Raw genomic sequence first — 22755 nt, 5'->3', positions numbered from 1 at the left:
TCCTTGAACAGCCAGCCCGAAAACGTCCGCCGCCACTTCGCATCGGAACCGCGGACGATCACCTGCGCAAAGGCACCGGTCAGTTGGTCCTGCTCCCACGGCGCGGTCTTCTCGCACGCGCGCAGCCGTACCACGACATCACCGATGCGCGTCGCCTGTCCTGGCTTCAGCGTGATCTCGCGACTTTCGCCGTTACGCTTGTTCAGCAGGCCGAGCACCGCCACGCGCTGCGCCATCGGCGTTCCGCCACTGGCGACCGCCTCGTCGCCAGCGTCGATCGTCTCGATCCCGCTCGCCGCGGGTGGCGGACCTTCGGGAACGACCTGCTCGACGCGGTGAACGGGCGCAGGCGTATCCCGGTCGTCCAGCGCGCGATAGCCGAACCAGCCACCGACCCCGAGCAGCGCCGCGACCAGCACTGCCGCGGCGATCCAGCGTCGGTTCACCCCTCCGGCGTCCAGGCTTCATAATCGCCCGTCGCAGCCGCACGCCGGCCGCCCTTCTCCAGCGACCCCGACGGACGATAGGCGAGCGCCGTCCCGGTCAGGTTGGCGACCGCCGGCTTCTGCCACGCACGCGGCGCGGGCAGCGCACGATCGGGCACGTCGTCGACCTGATGATGCAGCCAACTGAACCACGCAGGCGGCACCCGGCTGGCATCGTTCGAGCCGTTGTAGATCACCCAGCGGCGCGGATTGCCGTACGTGTCCTTGCGACCTTCGAAATACACGTTGCCGAGCGAATCCTCGCCCATCTGCTTCATGCCGCGAAGACCGTAGAACCACGTGCCCCAGGAGGCGCCGTTCCACCAGGTGAAGGGATTGCGATTGATGCCCATGATGCGTCGCTTACCTTGCCTGCCGCCCACCTTCAACCATGACGGCTTCTGTGATGGTCAGGGCCGGGGCATAGTCCACGACACCTTGTCGCCCTCGCCGATGCCCAATTCGGCGGTGCGCCCGCCGCGAACCTCCAGCACCGCCGCCACCGGCTCCCCCGACGCGATCGGCGTCTCGGAAAACGGCACCGTATTCTCTGCGATCCGCGCGATCGTTCCGTCGGTGCGGATGTAGACGATGTCGAGCGGGCTCGGCGTGTTCTTCATCCAGAAGCTCGCCTCCCGCGGGCCGCCGCCTTCCGCCGGATAGGGGGCGAACAGCATCGCGAAATCGGGGGCGAGATTGGTGCGGAACATCAGACCCGTGGCCTGCTCCTCCTTGGTCCGGGCCAGTTCGGCGCGAAACACCTGCACGCGACCGTTCGCGGCGATCTTCACCGGGATCGTCGTAGTGCGCGACACGGTCGCCGCATCGCCGTCGCCGCGCGAACAGCCGGTCAGGGCCAGCACGCTCGCCGCCAACGATATCGTCATCGACCGCATCATGCTTCGTCCTCCGCCGCCATGTCGGACCCGTCGCTGAAGCCGTCACCGGCAAGGTCGTCGTCCACGTCCTCGACCAGCACCGCGAGCGGCCCCTTGTCGCCGTCAACGATGCGCGCGAGCAGCGGCTGTTCCGGCTCGACCGACGGAATGCCGCCGCGACGCAGCGTCTCCATATGCACGAATACGTCGCGACCGTCCGACGATCGGATCAGAAAACCGTAGCCTTTCAAGCGGTTGAACCACTTCACGCTGACCGATTCCAGCGGCCCCGCCGATTCGATCAGCGATGCGGGATCGATACGGCCGGCCACGGTCGGACGTCGCGGCGGCGTTTCCTCGACAGCACCGGAGAGGTCAATGGCCACGATTTCGCGCGCCTGAAAGCCGCGACCGCGCTGCACCGCCATCGCCTCGACGCGCGCGCCCTCGGGCAGGCTCCGGCGGCCGTGCGGCTGCAACACGCTGAAATGGACGAGGATGTCGCCGATCGCCGCATCGTCGGCTACCGCGAACCCAAAGCCCCGGGTCACATCGAACCATTTGATGACGCCGCCGACTGCAACAGGCTCGGCGCCACTTCCGGGTTCGCCCCCCTGCTGCACGTCAACTTGCATAAGTCACCCCTGGCGCGGCCTGACTAGCATCATTCATCTTCGCTGCAATGCATCAGGTCGGTAAAACTATCCAGATCGTCACCCTCACGGGGCGCAGAATCGACGATCGCCCGCGCCAGCGCGAAGCCGTGACCTGCCCGGATCATCGTCGCCAACTGCTTCTGTCGCAACGGCCGGTCCGCTTGTGCAAGCGCGAACGGCCCGATCCGTTTCCGCTTCGCCAGCCGCAACGCGCTCTCCACCGCGTCCTTTGCCACGGCTGGTGCGACGGCACTGGCATCCGCTTCGCCGACACGCGCGGCGGACAGCGCCTGCCGCACCCGCCCCGCCCCCAGCCCGCGCCGGCCGAGCGCCGACGCCTTCGCTTCTGCCCAGGCGCGATCGTCGACATAGCCCAGATCCGCCATCTTCGCCGCCATCGCGACCGTATCGGCAGGCTCGCCCTCCCATCCGCGCTCGCGGATCTTGCGCTTCAGATAGTCGACCAGCTTGCCCTGTGTTGTGGCGAACCGTTCGACATAGCGCAGGGCGAGCCGCTCCAGCGACGCGGCGTCGAGGGGCGGAATGGGCCGGGCATCGGCACGATTGGGGCGTCGCATGGCCTTGATTGTGCCACACTGGGCCGTGAAGAGGAACGTTGGCGCGTTTCGCGCCGGAAGACCAAGAGAAGGCAAGACCCGTCGATGACCGAGACGCAAACCCCGATGGACGCGCCCCAGGCGACGCCGACCGAGGATTCGCTGCCCCGCCGTTACGCGGATTTCGCCACGCTGGGCGAGGCTCTGGATTACGCTGCATCCGGTAAACGCGGCCTTAATTTCCATGACGCACGCGGCACGCTGGTGCGCGGTTACCCCTTCACGGACCTGCGGACGGACGCGCTCGACGCTGCCCGTCGCCTCATCGCGGCCGGTATCAAGCCCGAGGATCGCGTCGCGCTCGTCGCCGAGACGTCCGCCGAATTCGCGGCCCTGTTCTTCGGCGTCGTCTACGCCGGCGCGTGGCCCGTGCCGCTGCCGCTACCGACCTCGTTCGGTGGCCGCGACAGCTATATCGAACAACTGCGCGTCCAGCTGTCGAGCTGCGATCCGTCGATGCTGATCTACCCGCCCGAACTGGCCGAGATGGCCGGCGCGGCGGCGGCGCTGGCGAATACCACCGGCGTTGATTGGGCCGAATTCGGCGCGCGCGCGGTGCCCGACGTGGCGCTGCCGACCGCGAGCAGCGATCAGGTCGCCTACCTGCAATATTCCAGCGGCTCGACCCGTTTCCCCCACGGCGTCGCCATCACGCACGAGGCGTTGCTGAACAACCTCGCCGCGCACAGTCACGGCATGCAGATCGACGGCACCGATCGCTGCATCAGCTGGCTGCCCTGGTATCACGACATGGGCCTCGTCGGCTGCTTCCTGTCGCCGGTCGCCAATCAGGTGTCGACGGACTATTTGAAGACGGAGGATTTCGCTCGCCGTCCGCTCGCGTGGCTCGACCTCATCAGCCGTCATAAGGGCACCGCGCTCAGCTATTCGCCGACTTTCGGTTACGACATCTGCGCGCGTCGCATGTCGTCGCAGACCAAGGCGTCGGACCGGTTCGACCTGTCGCGCTGGCGCGTCGCCGGCAACGGTGCCGACATGATCCGCCCCGACGTGATGCAGTCGTTCGTCGACGCCTTCGCCGATGCGGGTTTCAAGGCGTCGGCGTTCCTGCCCAGCTACGGGCTGGCGGAAGCGACGCTGGCGGTGTCGATCATGCCGCCGGGCGAGGGTATCCGCGTCGAGCTGGTCGAGGAAACCGAGCTGTCCGGCACGCACGACAACGGCGCGAACGACAATGGCCGGCCGCAGCGGTTCCGCGCGATCGTCAACTGCGGCAAGCCGGTGCGCGACATGGTGGTCGAGATCCGTCAGGAGAACGGCACGCCCCTGCCCGATCGTGCGATCGGCAAGGTATGGTGCAAGGGTCCGTCGGTCATGGTCGGCTATTTCCGCGACCCCGCCGCGACCGAGGCGTGCCTGCAGGACGGTTGGCTCGACACGGGCGACATGGGCTATCTGTCGGACGGCTATGTCTACATCGTCGGTCGCGCCAAGGACATGATCATCGTCAACGGCAAGAACCACTGGCCGCAGGACATCGAATGGGCCGTGGAGCAGATCCCCGGCTTCAAGGCCGGCGACATCGCCGCCTTTGCGATTACGACGCCGGGCGGCGAGGAAACCCCCGCCGTCCTCGTCCAGTGCCGCAGCAGCGACGACGCCGAACGCACGCGCCTCCGCGATGCGATCCGCGAGCGGGTCCGCTCGGTCACCGGCATGAACTGCGTGGTGGAACTGATCCCGCCGCGCACCCTGCCTCGCACCAGCTCGGGCAAGCTCAGCCGCGCCAAGGCCCGGAACCTGTATCTGGCGGGCGAGATCAAACCATACGACATCGCCGCCTGATAGACGGGCGGCGTCCGCGTCCGCCGTCACTTCCACAAAAGGGGTGACGGCCGACGCGGCTCGGCTAGCAAACGCTAAGCCGCAAACATCTCCGCCGGCACCGCATAGAGCGCCTCCGCCGACGCATTCGCGGCCGCCACCAGTCCCAGCGCCTCCGGCACGATCTGCTCCAGATAGAAGCGCGCGCTCGCCCGCTTCATCGTCGCAAAGTCGTCATCCCCGGTCGCCGCCGCGGCCTCGCGCTCCATCAGCCAGCCGCAGGTCGCCACCGATAGCATCGTCAGGAACGGGTAGCTCGCCGCCAGCTTGTCGTCGGCGTCCGCAGTGGCGAGCCGGCGACCGGCGGCGTCGCACGCCTCGACCAGCTCGACCAGTCCCGCCGCCTTCGCGTCCGCCCGAATATCGGCGATCAGCGCCGCAAACACCGCGCCGTTCTCCAGCCCCAGCTTGCGCCCCACCAGATCCGCCGCCTGAATCCCGTTCGTTCCCTCGTAGATCGGTGTGATCCGCGCATCGCGGAAGAAACGCGCCGCGCCTGTCTCTTCGATGTAGCCCATGCCCCCGTGTACCTGGATGCCGATGCTCGCGACCTCGTTGCCAAGATCGGTCGCGTGCGCCTTCGCCAGCGGCGTGACGAGTTCCAGCCGCCCCTTCGCCGCCGCATCGCCCAGCGTCGCACGATCGACCTGTCCCGCCGCGTAATAGACCAACGCCCGCGCCGCCTGCGTCTGCGCCTTCATGCGCAGCAGCATGCGGCGCACGTCGGGATGATCGACGATGCGGATCGGTGCCTTGTCCGGCGACCCCGCCCGCGCCGACTGCACGCGGTCCAGCGCATAGGCGACCGCCCCCTGCGTCGCGCCCTCCGCGATCTGCACGCCCTGAAGCCCGACATTGAGGCGCGCATTGTTCATCATCGTGAACATCGCCCGCAGGCCGCCATGCTCCGGCCCGATCAGTTCGCCGAGACAATCGTCGTGATCGCCGAACGACAGCACGCAGGTGGGTGAGGCATGCAGCCCCATCTTGTGTTCGATCGACACGACGCGGACATCGTTGAATGTGCCCGGCTTCCCGTCCGCATCCAGCCGGTATTTCGGCACGAGGAACAGCGAAATGCCGCGCGTGCCCGGCGGCGCGTCGGGCGTCCGCGCCAGCACGAGGTGGACGATGTTCGGGGCCATGTCGTGGTCCCCGAACGAGATGTAGATCTTCGTACCCTTGATCGACCATCGGCCGTCGCCACGCGGCGTCGCCATCGTCCGCAACGCACCGACATCGCTGCCCGCCTGCGGCTCCGTCAGGTTCATCGTCCCCGTCCATTCCCCGGTCGCGAGGTGCGGCAGGTAGAGCGCCTGCTGTTCCGGCGATCCGTGATGCTGGAGCGCCTCGATCGCCCCCACCGTCAGCGTCGGACACAAGGCGAAACCGGTATTGGCCCCGCCCAGCGTCTCCAGCACCGCGGTCTGGAGCGCGAAGGGCAGCCCCTGACCGCCCCACGCTTCCGGCGCGCCGATCGTGCCCCAGCCACCCTCAACATAGGCGCGGTACGCCTCAGGATAGCCCGCCGGCATGACCACGCCGTCGACCGTCCACTGCGCACCGATGGTGTCGCCGACCTTCGCAAGCGGCGCCCACTCGCCCTCTGCGAACTGGCCGGCGCCTTCCAGCACGGCGTCGACCACGTCCTCGCTCGCGGCGGCGAACATTTCAGTCGCGGCAAGTTCGGGCAGGCCGACGACCTGATCGAGGACGAAGCGCTGTTCCGCGACGGGGGCTGCGAAGGCCAAGGTTTCTCTCCTGTGTTTGGCAAGGCTATAGCCCGCGGCGATGACCGCTCCAAACGCCTCCATCTTCCCCTACGGCCCGGCGGCGATCGCGGCGGCGGCGGACATGATCCGGGGCGGCGGGATCGTCGCGGTGCCGACCGAAACCGTCTACGGCCTCGCTGCCGACGCCAGCGATTCGGCGGCGGTGGCGCGCATCTACGCGGCCAAGGGTCGTCCGGCGTTCAACCCCCTGATCGTGCATGTCGGCGACCTCGCGGCAGCCGACGCGCTGGCGGAGTTCGACGACGATGCGCGCGCGCTGGCGGCGGCGTTCTGGCCGGGGCCGCTGACGCTGGTGCTGCCACTGCGCCCCGGTGCTCCGGTCGCGTCGATCGTCACCGCCGGCTTGGGGACTGTGGCCATCCGCATACCGGCACACCGAGCCATGCAGGCGCTGATCACGGCGAGCGGTCGCGCCTTGGCCGCTCCGTCCGCCAATCGCAGCAACGGCATCAGCCCCACCCGAGCGGAGCATGTCGTCGCCAGCCTCGGGGACGCGGTACCGCTGGTGATCGACGACGGACCGTGCGCGGCCGGGCTGGAATCGACGATCGTCATGGGGCGCGACGTGTTGCGGCCCGGACCCATCACCTCGGCGAACCTGATGTCGGTCCTGTCGTTGTCGGCACCCGGCGGGACGCGATCCCCGCCGCTTCTCGCCGGCGACATCGTCGCACCCGGCCAGCTTGCGACGCACTACGCGCCGCACAAGCCGCTGCGCTTGAACGCCCTTGCGGCCGAGCCGGACGAATGGCTGATCGGGTTCGGAGCGATCCCCGGTGACGAGACGCTCTCGGCCAGCAGCGACCCGGTGGCGGCGGCAGCACGGCTGTTCGATGCCCTGCACCGGGCCGATGCCTCGCCGAAGGCGCGCATCGCCGTTGCTCCCATTCCTTCGGACGGCATCGGCGAGGCGATCAACGACCGCCTCGCCCGCGCCGCGACGCGCTAGACTGCGCCAGCGCGATTGCCGTTAGCGAACGGCCGCGGCCTCGTTGGCGACGATGTCCGCCTTCCGCTCCGGCGACATGGACTGGGCATTCACATCGGCCGCGTCGATCGCGTCGGCACGCTGCTCGCCCACATCGCGCGTCCGCTCCGCCCGCTCCTGAAGATTGTCGGCCATGGCTTCCAGCGAGTCGGCGCGGTTGTCGGCGGCATCCTCCACGCGTTCGGCCAGCTTGTCGTCGCCTTTGCCCCCGCAGGCAGCGAGCGGCAGGGCGAGCAACGACAGGCACGCGAGCGGGAGGATGGCTTTCATCGAAGAATGTCCTGTTGGCATCGCTCCGGGTCCGGAACGGTCGGCATCAGCGATCCTGATCCATGATCGTTCCTTGGCGAAAGCGCCTTTCGATCAGACACTCACCGCCCGTGATCGCGCCGCGAAGCTCTTCCGCAGCTTTTGCAGCTTGGGCGGGATGACGGCCATGCAATACGGATTCGACCGGCCCGACGTTTCCCAATAATCCTGATGATAACCCTCCGCCGGGTACCACGTCGTCATCGGTTCGATCGTCGTCACGATCTTTCCACCCGTTTCGCCCGCTCGCTCGATCGCGGCGCGCGCTTCGGTTTCCTGCGCCTCGTCGGCGGGGAAGATCGCCGAGCGATACTGCGTCCCGACATCGTTGCCCTGACGGTTCAATTGGGTCGGGTCATGCGTCGCGAAAAAGATGTCGAGCAGGTCGGCATAGCGAAGCTGGTCGGGATCGTAGCCGACCCGGATCGCCTCGGCATGACCCGTGTCGCCGCCGCACACCTGCTTGTAGGTCGGATCAGGCACATGCCCGCCGATATAACCGCTCTCGACGCTTTCGACGCCGATCACGTCCTTGAACACCGCTTCCGTGCACCAGAAGCAACCACCGGCCAGCGTGGCATATTCGGTCATCATCGTCTCCTTTGATCGGCAGATAGGAAGTCGCTAGGGCCACCGTAAGGGTCAGGGAGCATGCGACGATGGCGGTAATGGTGACGGGCGGTGCGGGCTATATCGGCAGCCACGCCGTACTGGCGCTGCTCGATGCGGGCGCGGATGTCGTCGTGGTCGACAATCTCGTCACCGGGTTCGACTGGGCGGTGGACGAGCGTGCGACGCTGATCGAGTGCGACGTGTCGGACGAGGGCCGCGTGCGCGCGGCGATCCGCGGGCATGACGTGGATGCGATCCTCCACTTCGCCGGATCCGTCGTGGTCCCGGAATCGGTCGGCGATCCGCTCAAATACTACCGCAACAACACCGCCGCCTCGCGCTCCCTGATCGAGAGTGCGGTTGCGGAGAGCGTGAAGCATTTCATCTTCTCCTCCACCGCCGCGACCTACGGCACGCCGGACAAGGTGCCGGTGGCGGAGGGCGACCCGACCGTGCCGATCAACCCGTACGGCATGTCGAAGCTGATGACGGAGACGATGTTGCGCGATGTCGCGGCCGCCCACCCGATCAACTATGCGGCATTGCGCTACTTCAACGTCGCAGGCGCGGACCCTCAGGGGCGAACCGGCCAGTCGACGGCGGGCGCGACTCACCTGATCAAGGTCGCGGTCGAGGCGGCAACGGGCAAGCGCGACAGTGTCGCAGTCTTCGGAACGGACTTTGCGACGACGGACGGCACCGGCGTACGCGATTACATCCACGTCAGTGACCTCGCCGCCGCGCATGTCGCCGCCCTCGCCCTGTTGCGCAGCGAGCCGGTCCGCAGCCACACGCTCAACTGCGGCTATGGTCGCGGCTTTTCCGTCAATCAGGTGCTCGACGCCGTCGACCGCGTCACGAACGTCACGATCGCGCGCCGCTACGAAGGGCGCCGCGCCGGCGACCCCGCGGAGCTGATCGCCGACAACCGTGCGATTCTGGCGGCGACCGACTGGCGGCCGGAACGCGACGACCTCGACCTGATCGTCCGCGATGCGCTGGCGTGGGAGCGCGCACTGGCCGAACGCGGCGTATGAGGCTGCGCTCGCTGCTGTTCGTACCCGGCGACCGGCCGGAGCGGATGGAAAAGGCACTGACCCTCGGGGCCGACGCGCTGATCCTCGATCTGGAGGATGCGGTCGCGCCGCTGGCCCGGCCGATCGCGCGCGACGCGGTCACCGATTTCGTCACGCGCCGACGCGGGCACGGCCCGACGCTGTTCGTCCGCATCAATCCGCTGGATGGCGAGGAAGCGGCGCTCGATCTTGCGGCGATCCTGCGCGCTGTCCCGGACGGCATCGTCCTGCCCAAGGCGGAGGGTGCAGACGGCGTTCGGACGCTGGCGGAGCGGCTGCCGGGCACCCCGATCCTGCCGATCGCGACGGAAACACCCTCCGCATTGTTCCGGCTGGGCGACTATGCCGCCGTCTCGGGTCAGCTTGCCGGCCTGACCTGGGGCGCGGAAGATCTGCCCGCGGCGATCGGCGCCACGACCTCGCGAGAGCAGGACGGCAGCTATACCGCGCCTTACCAGTTGGCGCGGTCGCTCACGCTGTTCGGCGCGCACGCGGCGGGCGTGGCGGCGATCGAGACGGTGTACCCGGATTTTCGCGATCTCGACGGCCTTGCCAGCTATGCCGCACGCGGACGGCGCGATGGGTTCACCGGCATGATGGCCATCCACCCGGCGCAAGTGCCGATCATCAACGCCGCTTTCTCGGCCACGCCCGAGGAGCTCGCGAGGGCGCAGGCGATCGTCGACCTGTTCGCGGCGAACCCCGGCGCGGGCGCGTTGCAACTCGACGGCCGGATGGTCGATGCGCCGCATCTGAAGGCGGCCCGCCGCCTGCTAGCGCTCGCCGCCGATTGATGCGCGGATACGCGCGGTCGCCCACCAGCTGCCGAGTGTCCAGAGCGTCCCGAAGCTCCACCCGGCCAGCACGTCGGACGGCCAGTGCACGCCGAGATACACCCGGCTGAGCCCGATCGCCCCGACCAGCAGGATCGCACACGTCATCAGATAGCGCCGAATTGGTGGTTCCGGCGCGACCTGACTGGCGAGCGCGGCGAGGGTCAGGTACACGATCGCGCTGTTCGCTGCGTGCGCGCTGGGGAAGCTGGCGCTGGAGACCGGCACCAGATGCGCGACGACATCCGGGCGCGTCCGCCCGACGATGTCCTTCGCCAGCCCCACCAGCCAAGCCCCGGACGCGCAGGCCACGACGATCGCCGCTGCCGTCAGCCACAGTCGCCGCACCAGCAGCAAGCCCGCCACCAGCGCGACCGCCAGCGTCAGCACGGTGCCGCCGCCAAGCGCGGTCAGGTCCACCGCCACTTTGCCGAGCCACCGCGGCCCGCCCCATGCGCGTAAATTCGTCAGGATCGTCTGGTCCCACGCCAGCGGCCACCGCCCGAGCAGCGTGCCGGCGATCAGCAGCAGGGCCACCGCCACCGATGCAGTGGCTGCTCCCGCCAGCAATGGCGGCAAGGGCCGGCGGTGCGCGCCTTCAGCTTTCATTTACGATGTTTCTCCTATCGTGCGGCTCATGATCGGACAGCTTGCAGGACCCCGGCGATGACCATCCAGCGTGTCGAACCGCAACGGGACGGGCGCGGCGCGCTGCGCATCCCGGTCCGGTTGCAATCCACCATCTGTAGCTCCGCCGTGCGCAAGGTCGCCGCCGACCTCGTCGATCTGTCGACCGGTGGATGCCGCATCGCGACCGGCCTGTACATGGCCGACGGCGCGCACCTGACGGTCACGATCCCGACCCTGGAACCGGTCGGCGCGCGCGTCCGGTGGTGCCATCATTTGGGTCTTGGCGTCGAATTCCTGCGACCGCTGCATCCGCTCGTCGTACAAAGGCTGGCCGGGATGAGTGTTTCGCAACTTCACTGACAACAGGTCGCCGGCTTTCTGCACCGTTCCGGCGGTGACGATGAACCATTTCTGTTCCGATACAGTTTGCCCCATTGTAGCTGTTATGCAACCATTTTGGTGCAGCGTGTGTATCGTAGACGAGGAGCGGCCCGTGGGCATCACTTTCTATACCCCGCCGCCAGAGCCTCATGACGAGGACGAACGCTCGCGCGCCGTCATCGCATCGGGCGCGCTGGAAATTATCGACGATCCCGAATTGAACCGGTTGGTCGAACGCGCCCGCGCGTCGCTCGGCACGTCGGTGGCCGCGGTGTCGATCGTGCACCAGGAATGGCAGTATCTGATCGCGACTGCCGGGCTGAAGCCGGGCGTCTACAGCCGGCGCACGTCGTTCTGCGGACACACCGTCGTGGCGTCGGACGAGATATTCCTCGTCCCCGATGCCGGACAGGATGCGCGGTTCGCCGGCAACCCTGCCGTGGTCGACGGCATGCTGCGCTTCTACGTCGGTGCGGTCCTGCGCGACGATCACGGCCAGCCGCTCGGCGCCCTGTGCGCGTTCGACCCCCTCCCCCGCGCCGGCGTGACGCAGCGGCAGGAGCAGCAGTTCCGCGACCTCGCCGCGGCCGTGATGGTCAGGCTGGAAGAACTCCGCGAGTTCGTCTCCAGCGACTGAACGCCGCCGTCCGTCCATGCGCGGGCCAAGCGGCAGGCGATGGTGGGTCCGCCGGGGCTCGAACCCGGGACCTCTCGATTAAAAGTCGCTTGCTCTACCAACTGAGCTACGGACCCCGGCCATCGCGTGCCGCGGCCGGACCTAGGTGGATGGTCGGCGGCGGTCAACCAGCGACGACATCTGGCGCATAGTTCTGCCCGTAGGCGGGTCGCGCCAATCGGGGGCGATCGCGGTCACCGGGGTCAGCACGAACGCTCGCGCGGCATAGGCAGCATGCGGGATCATGAGCGATCGACGGCGCCACTGCCCTCCTGACCACAGGACGATATCCAGATCGATCGCTCGCGCGCCCCAGCGGCGCCCCGCCCGCCGGCCGAGCGCGCGCTCTATGCGCTTCAGCCGAGCGAGCAGTGCCGGGGGGCTCTCGACCGTTTCGACGACAGCCGCGGCGTTGGCGAACCGGCGGATGGACGGACCGAGCGGCGCGGTGGCGATCACCGGCGACACCGCGCGGACTCCGCCGATCTGCTCCAGCGCGACCGTAATTGCCTGCGTCGGGCTGCCATATCGTCCCCGCCGGTTCGAACCGAGCGCGACGACGTAGCGATAGGGGGGCGTTGCCGGGGACACCGTGCCGACCTACCTCGGAATGATGTATTTCGCACCCTCCCCCATCGCCGACACCGAACCGCCCCGCGACTGCCCGCTCTGTCCGCGCCTCGTCGGCGTGCGCGCGGCATTGCGCGCCGAGTATCCGGACTGGTGGAACTCCCCGGTCAACGCGTTCGGCGATCCGGCGGCCTGGCTAGCGATCGTCGGACTGGCGCCCGGCAAACATGGCGCGAACCGTACCGGGCGCCCTTTCACCGGCGACTATTCCGGCGACCTGCTGTTCTCCACGCTGGCGAAATACGGACTTGCGACGGGCATCTATGCGGGGGCTCCGGAGGACGACCTGGCGCTGACCGGCGCGATCATCGTCAACGCGGTCAAGTGCCTGCCGCCGGCCAACAAACCAACCCCGGAAGAAATCCACACCTGCCGCCCCTTTCTGGCTGGCCAAATGGGCGTGCTGCCGAATGTCCGCGTGGTCGTGGCGCTTGGGCAGATCGCACATCAATCGGCGGTGAAGGTCCTCGGCGGGCGCCTGCCCAAGGCGAAGTTCGGTCATCTGGCAGAACACGTGATGCCAAGCGGCGTGACGCTGATCGATAGCTACCACTGCTCACGTTACAACCAGAACACCGGCCGCCTGACGACCGAAATGTTCGAAGCCGTCTTCGCTCGGGCCGTGGAAATCAGGCGTCGGCCGGAATGAGACTGTCGACGCCCTTGGCCGCGACCGCCCAGCGATAGACCGCATCGGCGATGTACATGCGGAATTGGGAAGGGTCGAAATAGACGCGTTTGGCATTGCCGACGCAGGCTAGACCACCATTCACGATCAACGCCTCCAGCCGTGCGATCTGGCTGGCATCGTCGGTCTTGACCAAACGGACGGACAGTTCAGGCTGCAGGCGGACGAGGCATATCGCCATTTCGAAATATGTACGATCGACCGGCAGCCGAAAGCGCGCGAGCGGAACCTCCCGCGCATTGAAACGCGCCTGCACGGCGGGATCGGCCGTTTGCGTCTTAGTCAGACGCAGGTCGGGCGCGAACAAGGTGATCGCGCGAATGAACATCGCCCCGCGATCATAATAGCTCGTGTCGTATCCGGTGATGATCGTGGCCGCGCCGCTCTGCCGAGCGATCTCGGTGTCTTGGGCGCATGCCGATCGCGTCTGGACAAGGCGACCCTGCGCAAACCGCTGACTCGCGCTGTTGATCGTGCCGTCCAGTGCGCCGCGGAGCCATTCGTTATCCGCTCCTTCTTTGATGGCGCACGTGGCGAAACGCGACGCGAGCGTCAGAGCCTCCTGACTTCGCCGCGCACCCCCGCCGGTGCGTCCGCTCCCGAGCGTCGAATGCGTCACGGCCGACGTTGGATCGTCGATGTCCCGCATACCCTCTACGACGATGTCGTCCGAAATTGCTGTCGTTGGTTGCTGCGGCGTCTGCTGAGCAAGGCTCGGAGACAGTGTGGCAGCGAACAGGTAGGTCGCCGCCGCTGCCAGCATCACCGATCCTCCACCAACCTGCCGTAAAGCTCCGGCCGCCGATCGCGGAAGAAGCCAAAGGCGGCACGGTGCCGCTTGATGCGGTCGAGATCAAGCGTCGCCACGATCACCCCTTCCTCCTCGCGGCCCAGCTCAGCCAGAATGTCGCCGCGCTCATCCGCGATAAAGCTGGTGCCGTAGAAGGTCTGGCCATGCTCGGTACCGATCCTGTTGGCGGCGACGATCGGGACCACGTTCGACACCGCATGACCGACCATAGCCCGCCGCCAAAGCCTTGCCGTATCGAGAGAAGTATCGTGCGGCTCGCTACCGATCGCGGTCGGGTAGAACAGCACTTCAGCGCCCATCAGCATCATCGCACGCGCGGTTTCGGGGTACCACTGGTCCCAACACACGCCGACGCCCAGCGTCGCGGCGGGGTGCGGCCACACCTTGAAGCCCGTGTTGCCGGGGCGGAAATAGAATTTCTCTTCGTACCCGGGGCCATCAGGGATGTGGCTCTTGCGATAGACGCCCTGCACCTCGCCGTCCGGGCCGATCATCGCCAGTGAGTTATAATGATGCGGCCCGTCCGCCTCGAAGAAACTGGTCGGGATCGTCACCCGCAGCGCCTCGGCAAGGGCCTGCATCGCCAGGACCGCCTTGTGCTCGCCGACCGGCTTGGCATTGGCGAACAGCCCCTCGTCCTCGACGCGGCAGAAATATTCGCCTTCGAACAACTCCGGCGGCAGGATCACCTGCGCGCCCTGTCCTGCGGCCTCGCGGACCAGCCGCGACACGTTGGCGATGTTCGTTTCGAGGTCGTCGGAAAACGCCAGTTGCAAGGCGGCGACGGTGATCTGGGTCATCGGTTCAATCCTACAGCGTGACGCCGAAGCGCGCCGCGATCGCGACGGTGGCGAGGTAAAGGAGCATCGTCAGCACGCACCCCGCGGCCAGCGCCAGCGGAAAGCCGACATCGTGGCGGAGCAGCGCCGGGATCAACAGGAACATGGGAAGTGACGGCAGCACGTACCAGAAGGTTGCCTCCGCATGCGCCGCCATCCGCACGCGGTCGCCGGTGTCGCGCCACAGCCAGATCATGCCGAGCACCGACACCAGCGGCAGCGATGCGATCAGCGCACCCGCTGCCGGACTGCGCCGCGCGATCGACGCCACAAGCGCGACGATCACGCCCGACAGCGCCGCCCGAACGACGAAGGCCAGCATGTCAGGCCGGGATCTGCTGCGATATGCAGTGGAAGCTGCCGCCGCCGGTCAGGACGTGGTCCGCACGCTGACCGACCACCTCGCGCGTGGGGAACAACGCCTGGATCGCGGCGACCGCGGCGGCGTCGTTCTGCGCACCGTACAGCGGCACCACGACGGCGGCGTTGCCGATGTAGAAGTTCATGTAGCTGGCCGGCACGATCGCCTCGTCGCGCAGCACGCGGCCCGGCGACGGGATCGTCACCACCTCCAGCCCCGCGGCTTCGAGATCGCGGCGGGCATGCATGTACACCTGCCAGTTCGGGTCGTTCTCCGCCGGCTCGGGAATGGCGACGCGTCCCGGCGCGACGAACCGCGCGAGGTTGTCGACATGCCCGTCGGTATGGTCGTTCAGCAGCCCCTCGCCCAGCCACACGACCTCCCGAAAACCGAGATCGCGCTTCAGCCGTTCCTCGGTCGTGGCCCGCGTCGCGCCGGGATTGCGGTTGGGATTGAGCAGGCATTGCTCGGTCGTGACGACGATGCCGGTCCCGTCGCCGTCGATCGCACCGCCCTCCAGCACCCAGTCATGCGCCTCCACCGGCGCCTCGCGGCTGGCGGCGAGACGGCCGCCGATGCTGTCGTCGCCCGGCAGGTCGTACTTGCCACCCCAGCCGTTGAAGCGGAACAGCGCCGCCCCACCGTCACCGCGCAGGATCGGACCGGTGTCGCGCAACCAGATATCGCCGAACGGTTCCACCAGCGTCTCCGCGAACGGCGCGAGTTCGGCGGCAGCCTTCTCCGCCTCGCCGTCCGCGCAGACAAGGATCACGCGCTCCCCGCGCCCGTCTGCATAGATGGCACGAGCGAACGCAACGACCTCTTCGCGCGCGGGATCGAGGTCGTCCTCCCATAGTTCGGGATGGCTGGGAAAGCCGATCCAGACGGCTTCGTGCGGGGCCCATTCGGCAGGCGGGCAGTTGGTCATCGTGCGCTTCCCCGGCTCTTGTCGCGGGCCGCCCTGAACTCGGCCGTCGGGTACCAGTTGGGCCACAGCGCCGTGTCGTCCGCCAGCTTGCGACCGAGATTATAGTAGATCGTCAGGTCCGATACCGCACCCGACCAGTCCCAGTTCGCGTCGTATTCGTCCGCCGGCTTATGATAGCGGTTGGTGGTGTAATCCTCCGCCGCCTTCCTGCCCGCCTCGGGTCCGCCGACGACGAGGTTCTCTCCCGATGTTCCATCGAGCATCGGCACGCCCAGCTTGGCGAACGAGAAATGGTCGGAGCGATAGTAGAGCCCCTTCTCCGGGCTAGGCTCGGGCGAGATCGTGCGCCCCTCCGCGGCGACGATCGGCTTCACCAGATCCTCGATCTGCGACTTCCCCGCGCCCGTCAGCACGAAGTCGCGCGCGCGGCCGGCAACGTTCAGTGAATCCATGTTCACGCCGCCGACCGTCTGGGCCAGCGGGAATACCGGATGCTCCGCGTAATAGCGCGAGCCCAGCAGTCCCGACTCCTCCGCCGTCACCGCCAGAAACCCGATCGACCGCTTCGCCGGTCCGGCCTTGGCGTTGGCCTGCGCCAGCGCGATCAGCCCTGCGATGCCGCTGGCGTTGTCGACCGCGCCGTTGCAGATGTCGTCGCCATCCACCGCGTCGCAGCGGCCGAGATGATCCCAGTGCGCGGTGTACAGGACATAGGCGTTCGGATCCGCCGTACCCGGCAGCACGCCCAGCACGTTCTTCGAAGCCTGACGCCGGACGGTCGTGTCGAAGCCGACGGACATGCTCACGCCGAGCGGCACCGCGCGGAAGCCCTTGACCTTGGCGGCGGCGGAGAGCGCCGCGAAGTCCTTGCCGGCGCTGGCGAACAGCTCACGCGCCTTGGCGAGCTGCATCCAGCCCACGACCTGGCTCTGGTCCATATGGTCGCCCTTCTCGTCCAGCTCCAGCTGCGGACCCGTCCACGACGACTGGACGACACCCCAGGGATACGCCGCCGGCTCCGTATCGTGAACGATAATCGCCGCGGTCGCGCCCTGCCGCGCGGCCTCCTCGAACTTGTAGGTCCAGCGGCCGTAATAGGTCATCGCCCGACCCTCGAACGGACCGTCCTGGGTCATCGTCTGCCAGTCGGGATCGTTGACGAGGATGACGACCGTCTTCCCCTTCACGTCCAGCCCGGCATAGTCGTTCCAGCCCTTCTCCGGCGCGTTGATGCCATAGCCGACGAAGACGACCGGACTGTCCTTCACCGCAACGCGCGGCGTCACGCGGTACGTACCGGCGACCATGTCGGTGCGATACGCCATGCTGACCGGCGTCTTGCCCCCCGCGAACGTCATCGGCGTAACGTTGGCCGCGGTGATCTCCACCATCGGCACGTCCTGCGTCCACTGACCCTTGTTGCCGGGCTTCAGCCCCGCCGCCTTCATCTGCGCGATGATGTAGTCGACCGTCTTGGCCTCCGCCGGGGTTGTCGGCGCGCGGCCTTCGTAGCTGTCGTCGGACAGCGCCTTGGTCACCGTCTTCAGCGTGTCGACAGCGATGGCGGGGGCGGTCTGGGCGTGCGCCGCGATGCTGGTGGTCAGGGCGAGCGCGGCGAGCATCGTGCGCGAAAAGATCGGGATCATGGCGGCTCCGCTGAGCGATAGGATGGCCACCGTGTGCCAGCGGGCCGCGGACTCGGCAACCTCGCTATGGCGGAGGAATGCTCCATGAATTGGGTAAGCGCACCCGCCACAACGAGAAAGGGCGGCCCCTCAGGACCGCCCTTTCTTTTGCATCCGAAGCGGCGCGGAACACCGCGCCGTCGGACCATGCCCGTCTTAGCGCGAGTAGAACTCGACGACCAGATTCGGCTCCATCTTCACCGGATAAGGCACTTCGTCCAGCGTCGGCACGCGCACGAAGGTGATCTTGGCGTTGCCGTCCGGCGCGACATAGTCGGGGATCTCACGCTCGGCGAGACCCTGCGCCTCGAGCACCAGCGCCATTTCCTTGGCCTTCGTGCCCAGCGTGATCTCGTCACCGACGAAGCAGCGACGCGACGCGATGTTGCACTTCACGCCGTTGACGCGAATGTGACCGTGGCTGACGATCTGACGGGCCGCGAAGATCGTCGGCGCGAACTTGGCGCGATAGACGATCATGTCGAGGCGCTGCTCCAGCAGGCCGATCAGGTTCTGGCTGGTGTCACCCTTCATGCGGGCCGCCTCGTGATAGCACGCGCGGAACTGCTTCTCGGTGACGTCGCCGTAATAGCCCTTCAGCTTCTGCTTGGCGCGCAGCTGGATGCCGAAATCGGACACCTTGCCCTTGCGGCGCTGACCATGCTGGCCGGGGCCGTATTCACGCTTGTTCACCGGGGACTTCGGACGACCCCAGATGTTCTCGCCCATCCGGCGGTCGAGCTTGTGCTTGGCGCTATGGCGCTTCGACATGTATATTCCTTGCAATCACGAACAACGTTGGTTCCGGTATCGCTCTGCTGGATTTCCAGGAGGAAAAGGCAGGGCCGCCGCTTCACCGGAGTGCGGAGCCATTGCGAAGCGGCGCGCCTAGCCGAGGGTGCAGGCGAAGTCAAGAATGGCGCGCCTGCTGGACAGGCGGCGCAGCGCGAGCCACTAGGCCGATCATGACGATCCTCGCGCCCGCCGACTGTTCCACGATGACCGAGGTCCGCGCCGGCGTGGATGCGACCGATCGCGAGCTGGTGGCCCTGCTCGCCCGCCGGTTCGGCTATATGGACGCCGCCGCCCGCATCAAGCCGGAGCGCGGCCACGTCCGCGACGAGGCGCGCAAGGCGGAGGTGATCGCCAACGCCCGTGCCGACGCCGAAGCGCACGACCTGCCGGCCGATGCGATCGCCGATCTATGGGAGCGGCTCGTCGAGGTCTCGATCGCGTACGAACTCGCCGCTTTCGATCGGCGCGGCTGAATTCCGCCGCATCTTCGCGCCGTCGAGCGCGGACAGGATGCCACGCAGCGTTCGCACCTCCTGCGTCGACCAGCCCGGCTTCGTCAGCAGCGTTCGCAATGTCCGCCGCGTGGTTTCGGTACGCGCCGGCGGGAAGTAGAAATTGGCGTGAACGAGCATCGCGTCGAGCTGGCCGATCATGCCGTCCAGCTCCTCCTGCGGCGCGGGTTCCGGCAGCTCGGTTTCCGGTGGCTGCGCCAGATCCTGATGCTTCGACCATTCGTACGCGACGAGGATCACCGCCTGCGCGAGGTTCAGGCTCCCGAATTCAGGATTGATGGGGACGGTGATGATCGTCCGCGCGACCGCGACATCGTCCGTCTCGAGCCCGGAGCGCTCCGGTCCGAACAGGATCGCCGACCGGCCGGGACCGGCGTGGATCGCCGTGGCCGCTTCGTCGGGCTTGACCACAGGCTTCGTGACGCCGCGCTTGCGGACCGTGGTGGCATAGACTTGCGCGCAGTCGGCCACGGCGTCGGCAACGGTGTCGAACAGCTGCGCGCGTTCGAGGACGATGTCCGCCCCCGACGCGGCCGGCCCGGCGGCGGGGTTCGGCCACCCGTCGCGCGGCGCGACCAGCCGCAGATCGGCCAGCCCGAAATTCAGCATCGCCCGCGCCGCCTTGCCGATATTCTCGCCGAGTTGGGGGCGGACGAGGACGATCACGGGGGGTGGGGTGGTGCTCGGGAAGGTGTTTCGACTGCGCTCGCCGCCGCTAGCGACCTCCACCTCCCGTTCGTCTCGAGTAGGCGTCGAGCCCGTCGAGACACCGTATCGAGAAACCTTGCGAGCCGCCTCCGACACGCCGTCCCAATCTCCCCGGAACAGCGCCTCCTTCTTCTTGCGGGACCAGTCCTTCACCTGCATCTCGGATGCGAGAGCCTCCTGACGCGAGGGGAACTCCTGCGACCACATCAGCGCAACCGGGCGGCGCGTCTGTGTATAACCCTGTATCTCGCCAGCCTGATGTTGGCCGACGCGGCGCTCCAGATCGTCGGTATGCCCAGTATAATAGCTGCCGTCGGAGCAGCGGAGGATGTACGTCCAGAAGGTCATGCGACGGGACCTACTGCTCGATACGCGGTCTCGACAAGCTCGACCGCTCTCGGGACGAACGGTTCTTTCGATCGAAAACGCTACTCGTTCCGCCCCGCCTCCTCCACGGCCCCGGCGAACGCCTCGAAATCACGCGCTTCGTTGAAATCGCGGTACACGCTGGCGAAGCGGATATAGGCGACGGAATCCAGCCCCTTCAGCCCGTCCATCACCAGCTCGCCGATCCGGGCGGAGGTCACCTCGCCCTCGCCCAGCGTCTCCAGCCGGCGCTGAATACCGGTCACCAGCTTCTCGATCCGCGCGGCCTCGACCGGCCGCTTGCGCGCGGCGATCGACACGGAGCGCATCAGCTTCTCGCGATCGAACGGCTCGCGCCGGTTCTCGCTCTTCAACACCGTCAGTTCGCGCAACTGGATGCGTTCGAACGTCGTGAAGCGCGCTCCGCACGCCTCGCATTGCCGCCGCCGGCGAATGGCCGCTCCATCTTCGGTGGAGCGGCTATCCTTGACCTGGCTGTCCTCGTGACTGCAAAACGGACAGCGCATTCAGCAGCTCAGCCCTTGCGCTTGGAATAGGCGAACGCCGCGCCCGCGATCGCGCCCAGCACCGGGCCGACGACCGGAAGGGGAATCGCGATCACGGCGCCGATCGCGCTGTACTTGGCCATCTTCTTGCCCAGGCCAGGGGTGTTCTTCACTTCGCTCTGGATTTCTTCGATCTTCGACATGCCGTTCAGCCCTGATAGATGGGGAAGCGCGCGCAGAGTGCCCGCACGCGGGTCCGAACGTCCGCCTCGACCTCGGGGTCCCCATGCTCGCCATTCCTGGCGAGACCGTCGAGCACATCCGCGACCATATGGCCGATCTCGCGGAACTCCGCCGCGCCGAAGCCGCGCGTGGTGCCGGCGGGCGAGCCGACGCGGATGCCGCTGGTCTTCACCGGCGGCAGCGGATCGTTCGGGATGCCGTTCTTGTTGCAGGTAATGCCGGCCCGTTCCAGCGCCTCGTCCGCATCGCGACCGGTGATGCCGAGCGGCGTCAGGTCGATCAGCGCGAGATGCGTGTCGGTGCCGCCGGATACGACATCGCTGCCGCGCTCCTTCAGCGTGGCCGCCAGCACCTTGGCGTTCTCCACCACCGCGGCGATGTAGCTCTTGAAATCGGGCTGCAGCGCCTCGCCGAACGCGACCGCCTTCGCCGCGATGACGTGCATCAGCGGCCCGCCCTGGAGCCCCGGGAACACAGCCGAGTTGATCTTCTTCGCAATCGCCTCGTCATTGGTCATGATCATGCCGCCACGCGGCCCGCGCAGCGTCTTGTGCGTCGTGGTGGTCACGACATGGGCATGGCCGAACGGCGTCGGATGATGGCCGGCAGCGACGATCCCCGCGAAATGCGCCATGTCGACCATGAAATACGCGCCGACCTTATCGGCGATGGCGCGAAAGCGGGCGAAGTCGATGACGCGCGGATAGGCGCTGCCGCCCGCGATGATCAGCTTCGGCTGATGCTCCACGGCCAGCGCCTCGACCTGATCGTAGTCGATCAGGTGCGTAACCGGGTCGACGCCATACTGGATCGCGTTGAACCACTTGCCCGACATCGCCGCGCGCGCGCCGTGGGTCAGGTGGCCGCCCGCGTCCAGGCTCATGCCCAGGATCGTATCGCCCGGCTTGACCAGCGCCAGCATGACCGCGCCATTCGCCTGCGCCCCGGAATGCGGCTGCACGTTGACGAAGCCGCACCCGAAGATCTGCTTGGCGCGCTCGATGGCCAGCGTCTCGACCGTGTCGGACGGTGCGCAGCCCTGGTAATAGCGCTTGCCCGGATAGCCCTCCGCATACTTGTTCGTGAACACGGACCCTTGCGCGGCGAGCACAGCCTTCGACACGATATTCTCGGACGCGATCAGCTCGATCTGCGTCTGTTCGCGCTCCAGTTCCGCGGCAATCCCGGCGAACACGGCGGCGTCGGCGTCGGCCAGCTCGCGGGTGAAGAAGCCGTCCGGCTGGACGTCGGACAGGGTGCGGGGCTGCGTGCTCATGCGGCGAACTCCTTGGCCGACAATGTGTCGACAGAACTGAAACTGGTCGACAATTTGTCGACGCGGCGTTGATGACGCCCACCTTCGAATTCGGTGGTCAGGAAGGCGACAATGCAAGCCTTGGCCATGTCCTCACCGATCAGGCGAGCGCCCATCGCGATGGCGTTGGCATCGTTGTGCTGGCGCGCCAGCGCAGCGGACAGCGGTTCCGACACCAGTGCGCAGCGGCAGGCGGAATGGCGATTGGCGGCAATCGCAATGCCGACCCCGGAACCGCACAGCGCGATACCCCGCTCGGCACGGCCGTCCCCGATCGCAGCAGCCAGCGCAAAGCCATAATCCGGATAGTCGACCGACGCCGTCCCGTCCGCCCCCAGATCGAACACGTCATGCCCCTGCTCCGACAGCCAGCTCGCCAGCGAGGATTTCAGCGCGACGGCGGCGTGATCGGAGGCGAGGGCGATGCGCAAACGCTGGAGTCCTTTGATCGCGTGGGATGGCGCGCGCCATAGCCGCAGGCCACCGCAAACGCCACCCCGAAGCATCACCCGCAAAGCATTGCGATCGCAGCTTGCCGCCACCGCGCCAGCCGCTACGCTGCCTGGCTGTGACCCAACCCCGCCCCGCC

At 67.4% G+C, this 22755-nt stretch carries 28 protein-coding genes, 1 tRNA gene and 1 pseudogene; 8 read left to right on the top strand and 22 right to left on the bottom strand.

Features of this window, described 5'->3' with window-relative positions:
* Window positions 1-2 precede the first annotated feature (2 nt).
* The 5 genes and pseudogenes from ILT43_RS19495 to ILT43_RS08695 all read right to left on the bottom strand — a co-directional run.
* Window positions 3-236, bottom strand: a pseudogene (locus tag ILT43_RS19495) (DUF2155 domain-containing protein); the annotation flags it as partial.
* A gap of 206 nt (window positions 237-442) precedes the next feature.
* Window positions 443-838 carry an NADH:ubiquinone oxidoreductase subunit NDUFA12 gene (locus tag ILT43_RS08710; protein WP_204198565.1) on the bottom strand — a complete coding sequence of 132 codons (396 nt, stop codon included), beginning with the start codon at window positions 836-838 and terminating at the stop codon, window positions 443-445.
* A gap of 57 nt (window positions 839-895) precedes the next feature.
* Window positions 896-1372 (bottom strand): DUF192 domain-containing protein, encoded by a 477-nt coding sequence (locus tag ILT43_RS08705; RefSeq protein WP_204198564.1) that lies wholly within the window; start codon window positions 1370-1372, stop codon window positions 896-898.
* 8 nt (window positions 1373-1380) lie between these two features.
* Entirely contained in the window at window positions 1381-1998 is a 618-nt protein-coding gene (locus tag ILT43_RS08700) for a cold-shock protein (RefSeq protein WP_239474239.1), read from the bottom strand.
* Window positions 1999-2027: 29 nt separating this feature from the next.
* Entirely contained in the window at window positions 2028-2597 is a 570-nt protein-coding gene (locus tag ILT43_RS08695; protein ID WP_204198563.1) for a regulatory protein RecX, read from the bottom strand.
* 84 nt (window positions 2598-2681) lie between these two features.
* Between ILT43_RS08695 and ILT43_RS08690 the strand changes: the two genes are divergently transcribed.
* Complete coding sequence (locus ILT43_RS08690) at window positions 2682-4442, top strand: fatty acyl-AMP ligase (RefSeq protein WP_204198562.1); 1761 nt, start codon at window positions 2682-2684, stop codon at window positions 4440-4442.
* 74 nt (window positions 4443-4516) lie between these two features.
* Here ILT43_RS08690 and ILT43_RS08685 read toward each other — a convergent pair whose 3' ends face one another.
* A complete protein-coding gene (locus ILT43_RS08685; RefSeq protein WP_204198561.1) occupies window positions 4517-6232 on the bottom strand; it encodes an acyl-CoA dehydrogenase family protein in 1716 nt (571 codons plus the stop codon).
* A 40-nt stretch (window positions 6233-6272) separates the two neighbouring features.
* Between ILT43_RS08685 and ILT43_RS08680 the strand changes: the two genes are divergently transcribed.
* Window positions 6273-7223 carry an L-threonylcarbamoyladenylate synthase gene (locus tag ILT43_RS08680; protein ID WP_204198560.1) on the top strand — a complete coding sequence of 317 codons (951 nt, stop codon included), beginning with the start codon at window positions 6273-6275 and terminating at the stop codon, window positions 7221-7223.
* 21 nt (window positions 7224-7244) lie between these two features.
* On the opposite strand, the gene ILT43_RS08675 is transcribed toward ILT43_RS08680, so the two are convergent.
* Together ILT43_RS08675 and msrA are read right to left on the bottom strand one after the other, a co-directional pair.
* The gene (locus tag ILT43_RS08675; protein ID WP_204198559.1) at window positions 7245-7532 is read right to left on the bottom strand and encodes a hypothetical protein; all 288 of its coding nucleotides are present in this window, start codon (window positions 7530-7532) and stop codon (window positions 7245-7247) included.
* Between the two features lie 93 nt (window positions 7533-7625).
* Window positions 7626-8162: a peptide-methionine (S)-S-oxide reductase MsrA gene (gene msrA, locus ILT43_RS08670; protein WP_239474435.1), complete on the bottom strand. Its 537-nt coding sequence runs from the start codon at window positions 8160-8162 to the stop codon at window positions 7626-7628.
* Between the two features lie 68 nt (window positions 8163-8230).
* On the opposite strand from msrA, the gene galE reads away from it, so the two are divergent.
* Both galE and ILT43_RS08660 read left to right on the top strand, forming a co-directional pair.
* Entirely contained in the window at window positions 8231-9220 is a 990-nt protein-coding gene (galE, locus tag ILT43_RS08665) for a UDP-glucose 4-epimerase GalE (RefSeq protein ID WP_204198557.1), read from the top strand.
* Window positions 9217-10053, top strand: coding sequence for an HpcH/HpaI aldolase/citrate lyase family protein (locus tag ILT43_RS08660; RefSeq protein ID WP_204198556.1), 837 nt, complete (start codon window positions 9217-9219; stop codon window positions 10051-10053). Before galE ends, ILT43_RS08660 begins: the two co-directional genes overlap by 4 nt.
* On the opposite strand, the gene ILT43_RS08655 is transcribed toward ILT43_RS08660, so the two are convergent.
* Window positions 10033-10701: a phosphatase PAP2 family protein gene (locus ILT43_RS08655; RefSeq protein WP_204198555.1), complete on the bottom strand. Its 669-nt coding sequence runs from the start codon at window positions 10699-10701 to the stop codon at window positions 10033-10035. The genes ILT43_RS08660 and ILT43_RS08655 overlap by 21 nt on opposite strands.
* Window positions 10702-10758: 57 nt before the next feature.
* Here ILT43_RS08655 and ILT43_RS08650 point away from each other — a divergent pair, with 57 nt between their 5' ends.
* The gene (locus tag ILT43_RS08650; RefSeq protein ID WP_204198554.1) at window positions 10759-11082 is read left to right on the top strand and encodes a PilZ domain-containing protein; all 324 of its coding nucleotides are present in this window, start codon (window positions 10759-10761) and stop codon (window positions 11080-11082) included.
* 133 nt (window positions 11083-11215) lie between these two features.
* Window positions 11216-11740 (top strand): GAF domain-containing protein, encoded by a 525-nt coding sequence (locus ILT43_RS08645; RefSeq protein ID WP_204198553.1) that lies wholly within the window; start codon window positions 11216-11218, stop codon window positions 11738-11740.
* 40 nt (window positions 11741-11780) lie between these two features.
* On the opposite strand, the gene ILT43_RS08640 is transcribed toward ILT43_RS08645, so the two are convergent.
* Window positions 11781-11856: transfer RNA gene (locus tag ILT43_RS08640), tRNA-Lys, on the bottom strand.
* Window positions 11857-11881: 25 nt separating this feature from the next.
* Window positions 11882-12370, bottom strand: coding sequence for a 2-amino-4-hydroxy-6-hydroxymethyldihydropteridine diphosphokinase (folK, locus tag ILT43_RS08635; protein ID WP_204198552.1), 489 nt, complete (start codon window positions 12368-12370; stop codon window positions 11882-11884).
* Between the two features lie 22 nt (window positions 12371-12392).
* Here folK and ILT43_RS08630 point away from each other — a divergent pair, with 22 nt between their 5' ends.
* Window positions 12393-13058: a uracil-DNA glycosylase gene (locus ILT43_RS08630; protein WP_239474432.1), complete on the top strand. Its 666-nt coding sequence runs from the start codon at window positions 12393-12395 to the stop codon at window positions 13056-13058.
* Here ILT43_RS08630 and ILT43_RS08625 read toward each other — a convergent pair.
* The 6 genes from ILT43_RS08625 to rpsD all read right to left on the bottom strand — a co-directional run bounded on the left by ILT43_RS08625 (window position 13039) and on the right by rpsD (window position 18492).
* Window positions 13039-13860 (bottom strand): hypothetical protein, encoded by an 822-nt coding sequence (locus ILT43_RS08625; RefSeq protein WP_204198550.1) that lies wholly within the window; start codon window positions 13858-13860, stop codon window positions 13039-13041. The genes ILT43_RS08630 and ILT43_RS08625 overlap by 20 nt on opposite strands.
* Window positions 13860-14708, bottom strand: coding sequence for an N-carbamoylputrescine amidase (gene aguB / locus ILT43_RS08620; RefSeq protein WP_204198549.1), 849 nt, complete (start codon window positions 14706-14708; stop codon window positions 13860-13862). Before aguB ends, ILT43_RS08625 begins: the two co-directional genes overlap by 1 nt.
* Before the next feature lie 10 nt (window positions 14709-14718).
* Window positions 14719-15069 carry a DUF3147 family protein gene (locus tag ILT43_RS08615; RefSeq protein WP_204198548.1) on the bottom strand — a complete coding sequence of 117 codons (351 nt, stop codon included), beginning with the start codon at window positions 15067-15069 and terminating at the stop codon, window positions 14719-14721.
* Between the two features lies 1 nt (window position 15070).
* Entirely contained in the window at window positions 15071-16036 is a 966-nt protein-coding gene (locus ILT43_RS08610) for an agmatine deiminase family protein (protein ID WP_204198547.1), read from the bottom strand.
* A complete protein-coding gene (locus ILT43_RS08605; RefSeq protein ID WP_204198546.1) occupies window positions 16033-17682 on the bottom strand; it encodes a M28 family metallopeptidase in 1650 nt (549 codons plus the stop codon). Before ILT43_RS08605 ends, ILT43_RS08610 begins: the two co-directional genes overlap by 4 nt.
* Window positions 17683-17877: 195 nt before the next feature.
* Entirely contained in the window at window positions 17878-18492 is a 615-nt protein-coding gene (gene rpsD / locus ILT43_RS08600; protein WP_204198545.1) for a 30S ribosomal protein S4, read from the bottom strand.
* Window positions 18493-18686: 194 nt separating this feature from the next.
* Between rpsD and ILT43_RS08595 the strand changes: the two genes are divergently transcribed.
* Window positions 18687-18989: a chorismate mutase gene (locus ILT43_RS08595; RefSeq protein ID WP_204198544.1), complete on the top strand. Its 303-nt coding sequence runs from the start codon at window positions 18687-18689 to the stop codon at window positions 18987-18989.
* On the opposite strand, the gene ILT43_RS08590 is transcribed toward ILT43_RS08595, so the two are convergent.
* The 5 genes from ILT43_RS08590 to rpiB form a co-directional block, all read right to left on the bottom strand.
* Window positions 18924-20084 (bottom strand): TrmH family RNA methyltransferase, encoded by a 1161-nt coding sequence (locus ILT43_RS08590; RefSeq protein WP_204198543.1) that lies wholly within the window; start codon window positions 20082-20084, stop codon window positions 18924-18926. The two genes, ILT43_RS08595 and ILT43_RS08590, sit on opposite strands and share 66 nt — an antisense overlap.
* Before the next feature lie 80 nt (window positions 20085-20164).
* A complete protein-coding gene (nrdR, locus tag ILT43_RS08585) occupies window positions 20165-20629 on the bottom strand; it encodes a transcriptional regulator NrdR (protein ID WP_204198542.1) in 465 nt (154 codons plus the stop codon).
* An 8-nt stretch (window positions 20630-20637) separates the two neighbouring features.
* On the bottom strand, window positions 20638-20811 hold the full coding sequence (locus tag ILT43_RS08580) for a small multi-drug export protein (RefSeq protein WP_168377296.1): 174 nt from the start codon (window positions 20809-20811) through the stop codon (window positions 20638-20640).
* Between the two features lie 5 nt (window positions 20812-20816).
* Window positions 20817-22127: a serine hydroxymethyltransferase gene (glyA, locus tag ILT43_RS08575; protein WP_204198541.1), complete on the bottom strand. Its 1311-nt coding sequence runs from the start codon at window positions 22125-22127 to the stop codon at window positions 20817-20819.
* On the bottom strand, window positions 22124-22597 hold the full coding sequence (gene rpiB, locus ILT43_RS08570; RefSeq protein ID WP_204198540.1) for a ribose 5-phosphate isomerase B: 474 nt from the start codon (window positions 22595-22597) through the stop codon (window positions 22124-22126). Before rpiB ends, glyA begins: the two co-directional genes overlap by 4 nt.
* Between the last annotated feature and the right edge of the window lie 158 nt (window positions 22598-22755).

The organism is Sphingomonas longa (assembly GCF_016892685.1).
In the GTDB taxonomy this organism is placed as follows: Bacteria; Pseudomonadota; Alphaproteobacteria; order Sphingomonadales; family Sphingomonadaceae; genus Sphingomonas; species Sphingomonas longa.
The sequence above is the reverse complement of the archived record's forward strand: the minus strand, read 5'-3'. Positions and strand labels throughout refer to the sequence as shown.

Bases quoted from the DNA above. Each gene is read 5' to 3' on its own strand.
- ILT43_RS08705 (WP_204198564.1), bottom strand. From the start codon at position 1,372: ATGACGATATCGTTGGCGGCGAGCGTGCTGGCCCTGACCGGCTGTTCG.
- ILT43_RS08655 (WP_204198555.1), bottom strand. From the start codon at position 10,701: ATGAAAGCTGAAGGCGCGCACCGCCGGCCCTTGCCGCCATTGCTGGCG.
- ILT43_RS08680 (WP_204198560.1), top strand. From the start codon at position 6,273: ATGACCGCTCCAAACGCCTCCATCTTCCCCTACGGCCCGGCGGCGATC.
- ILT43_RS08650 (WP_204198554.1), top strand. From the start codon at position 10,759: ATGACCATCCAGCGTGTCGAACCGCAACGGGACGGGCGCGGCGCGCTG.
- ILT43_RS08700 (WP_239474239.1), bottom strand. From the start codon at position 1,998: ATGCAAGTTGACGTGCAGCAGGGGGGCGAACCCGGAAGTGGCGCCGAG.
- ILT43_RS08695 (WP_204198563.1), bottom strand. From the start codon at position 2,597: ATGCGACGCCCCAATCGTGCCGATGCCCGGCCCATTCCGCCCCTCGAC.
- rpsD (WP_204198545.1), bottom strand. From the start codon at position 18,492: ATGTCGAAGCGCCATAGCGCCAAGCACAAGCTCGACCGCCGGATGGGC.
- ILT43_RS08595 (WP_204198544.1), top strand. From the start codon at position 18,687: ATGACGATCCTCGCGCCCGCCGACTGTTCCACGATGACCGAGGTCCGC.
- ILT43_RS08580 (WP_168377296.1), bottom strand. From the start codon at position 20,811: ATGTCGAAGATCGAAGAAATCCAGAGCGAAGTGAAGAACACCCCTGGC.
- nrdR (WP_204198542.1), bottom strand. From the start codon at position 20,629: ATGCGCTGTCCGTTTTGCAGTCACGAGGACAGCCAGGTCAAGGATAGC.
- glyA (WP_204198541.1), bottom strand. From the start codon at position 22,127: ATGAGCACGCAGCCCCGCACCCTGTCCGACGTCCAGCCGGACGGCTTC.
- ILT43_RS08625 (WP_204198550.1), bottom strand. From the start codon at position 13,860: ATGCTGGCAGCGGCGGCGACCTACCTGTTCGCTGCCACACTGTCTCCG.
- galE (WP_204198557.1), top strand. From the start codon at position 8,231: ATGGCGGTAATGGTGACGGGCGGTGCGGGCTATATCGGCAGCCACGCC.
- ILT43_RS08690 (WP_204198562.1), top strand. From the start codon at position 2,682: ATGACCGAGACGCAAACCCCGATGGACGCGCCCCAGGCGACGCCGACC.
- ILT43_RS08610 (WP_204198547.1), bottom strand. From the start codon at position 16,036: ATGACCAACTGCCCGCCTGCCGAATGGGCCCCGCACGAAGCCGTCTGG.
- ILT43_RS08660 (WP_204198556.1), top strand. From the start codon at position 9,217: ATGAGGCTGCGCTCGCTGCTGTTCGTACCCGGCGACCGGCCGGAGCGG.
- msrA (WP_239474435.1), bottom strand. From the start codon at position 8,162: ATGACCGAATATGCCACGCTGGCCGGTGGTTGCTTCTGGTGCACGGAA.
- ILT43_RS08675 (WP_204198559.1), bottom strand. From the start codon at position 7,532: ATGAAAGCCATCCTCCCGCTCGCGTGCCTGTCGTTGCTCGCCCTGCCG.
- aguB (WP_204198549.1), bottom strand. From the start codon at position 14,708: ATGACCCAGATCACCGTCGCCGCCTTGCAACTGGCGTTTTCCGACGAC.
- ILT43_RS08630 (WP_239474432.1), top strand. From the start codon at position 12,393: ATGTATTTCGCACCCTCCCCCATCGCCGACACCGAACCGCCCCGCGAC.
- ILT43_RS08605 (WP_204198546.1), bottom strand. From the start codon at position 17,682: ATGATCCCGATCTTTTCGCGCACGATGCTCGCCGCGCTCGCCCTGACC.
- ILT43_RS08615 (WP_204198548.1), bottom strand. From the start codon at position 15,069: ATGCTGGCCTTCGTCGTTCGGGCGGCGCTGTCGGGCGTGATCGTCGCG.
- ILT43_RS08710 (WP_204198565.1), bottom strand. From the start codon at position 838: ATGGGCATCAATCGCAATCCCTTCACCTGGTGGAACGGCGCCTCCTGG.
- ILT43_RS08590 (WP_204198543.1), bottom strand. From the start codon at position 20,084: ATGACCTTCTGGACGTACATCCTCCGCTGCTCCGACGGCAGCTATTAT.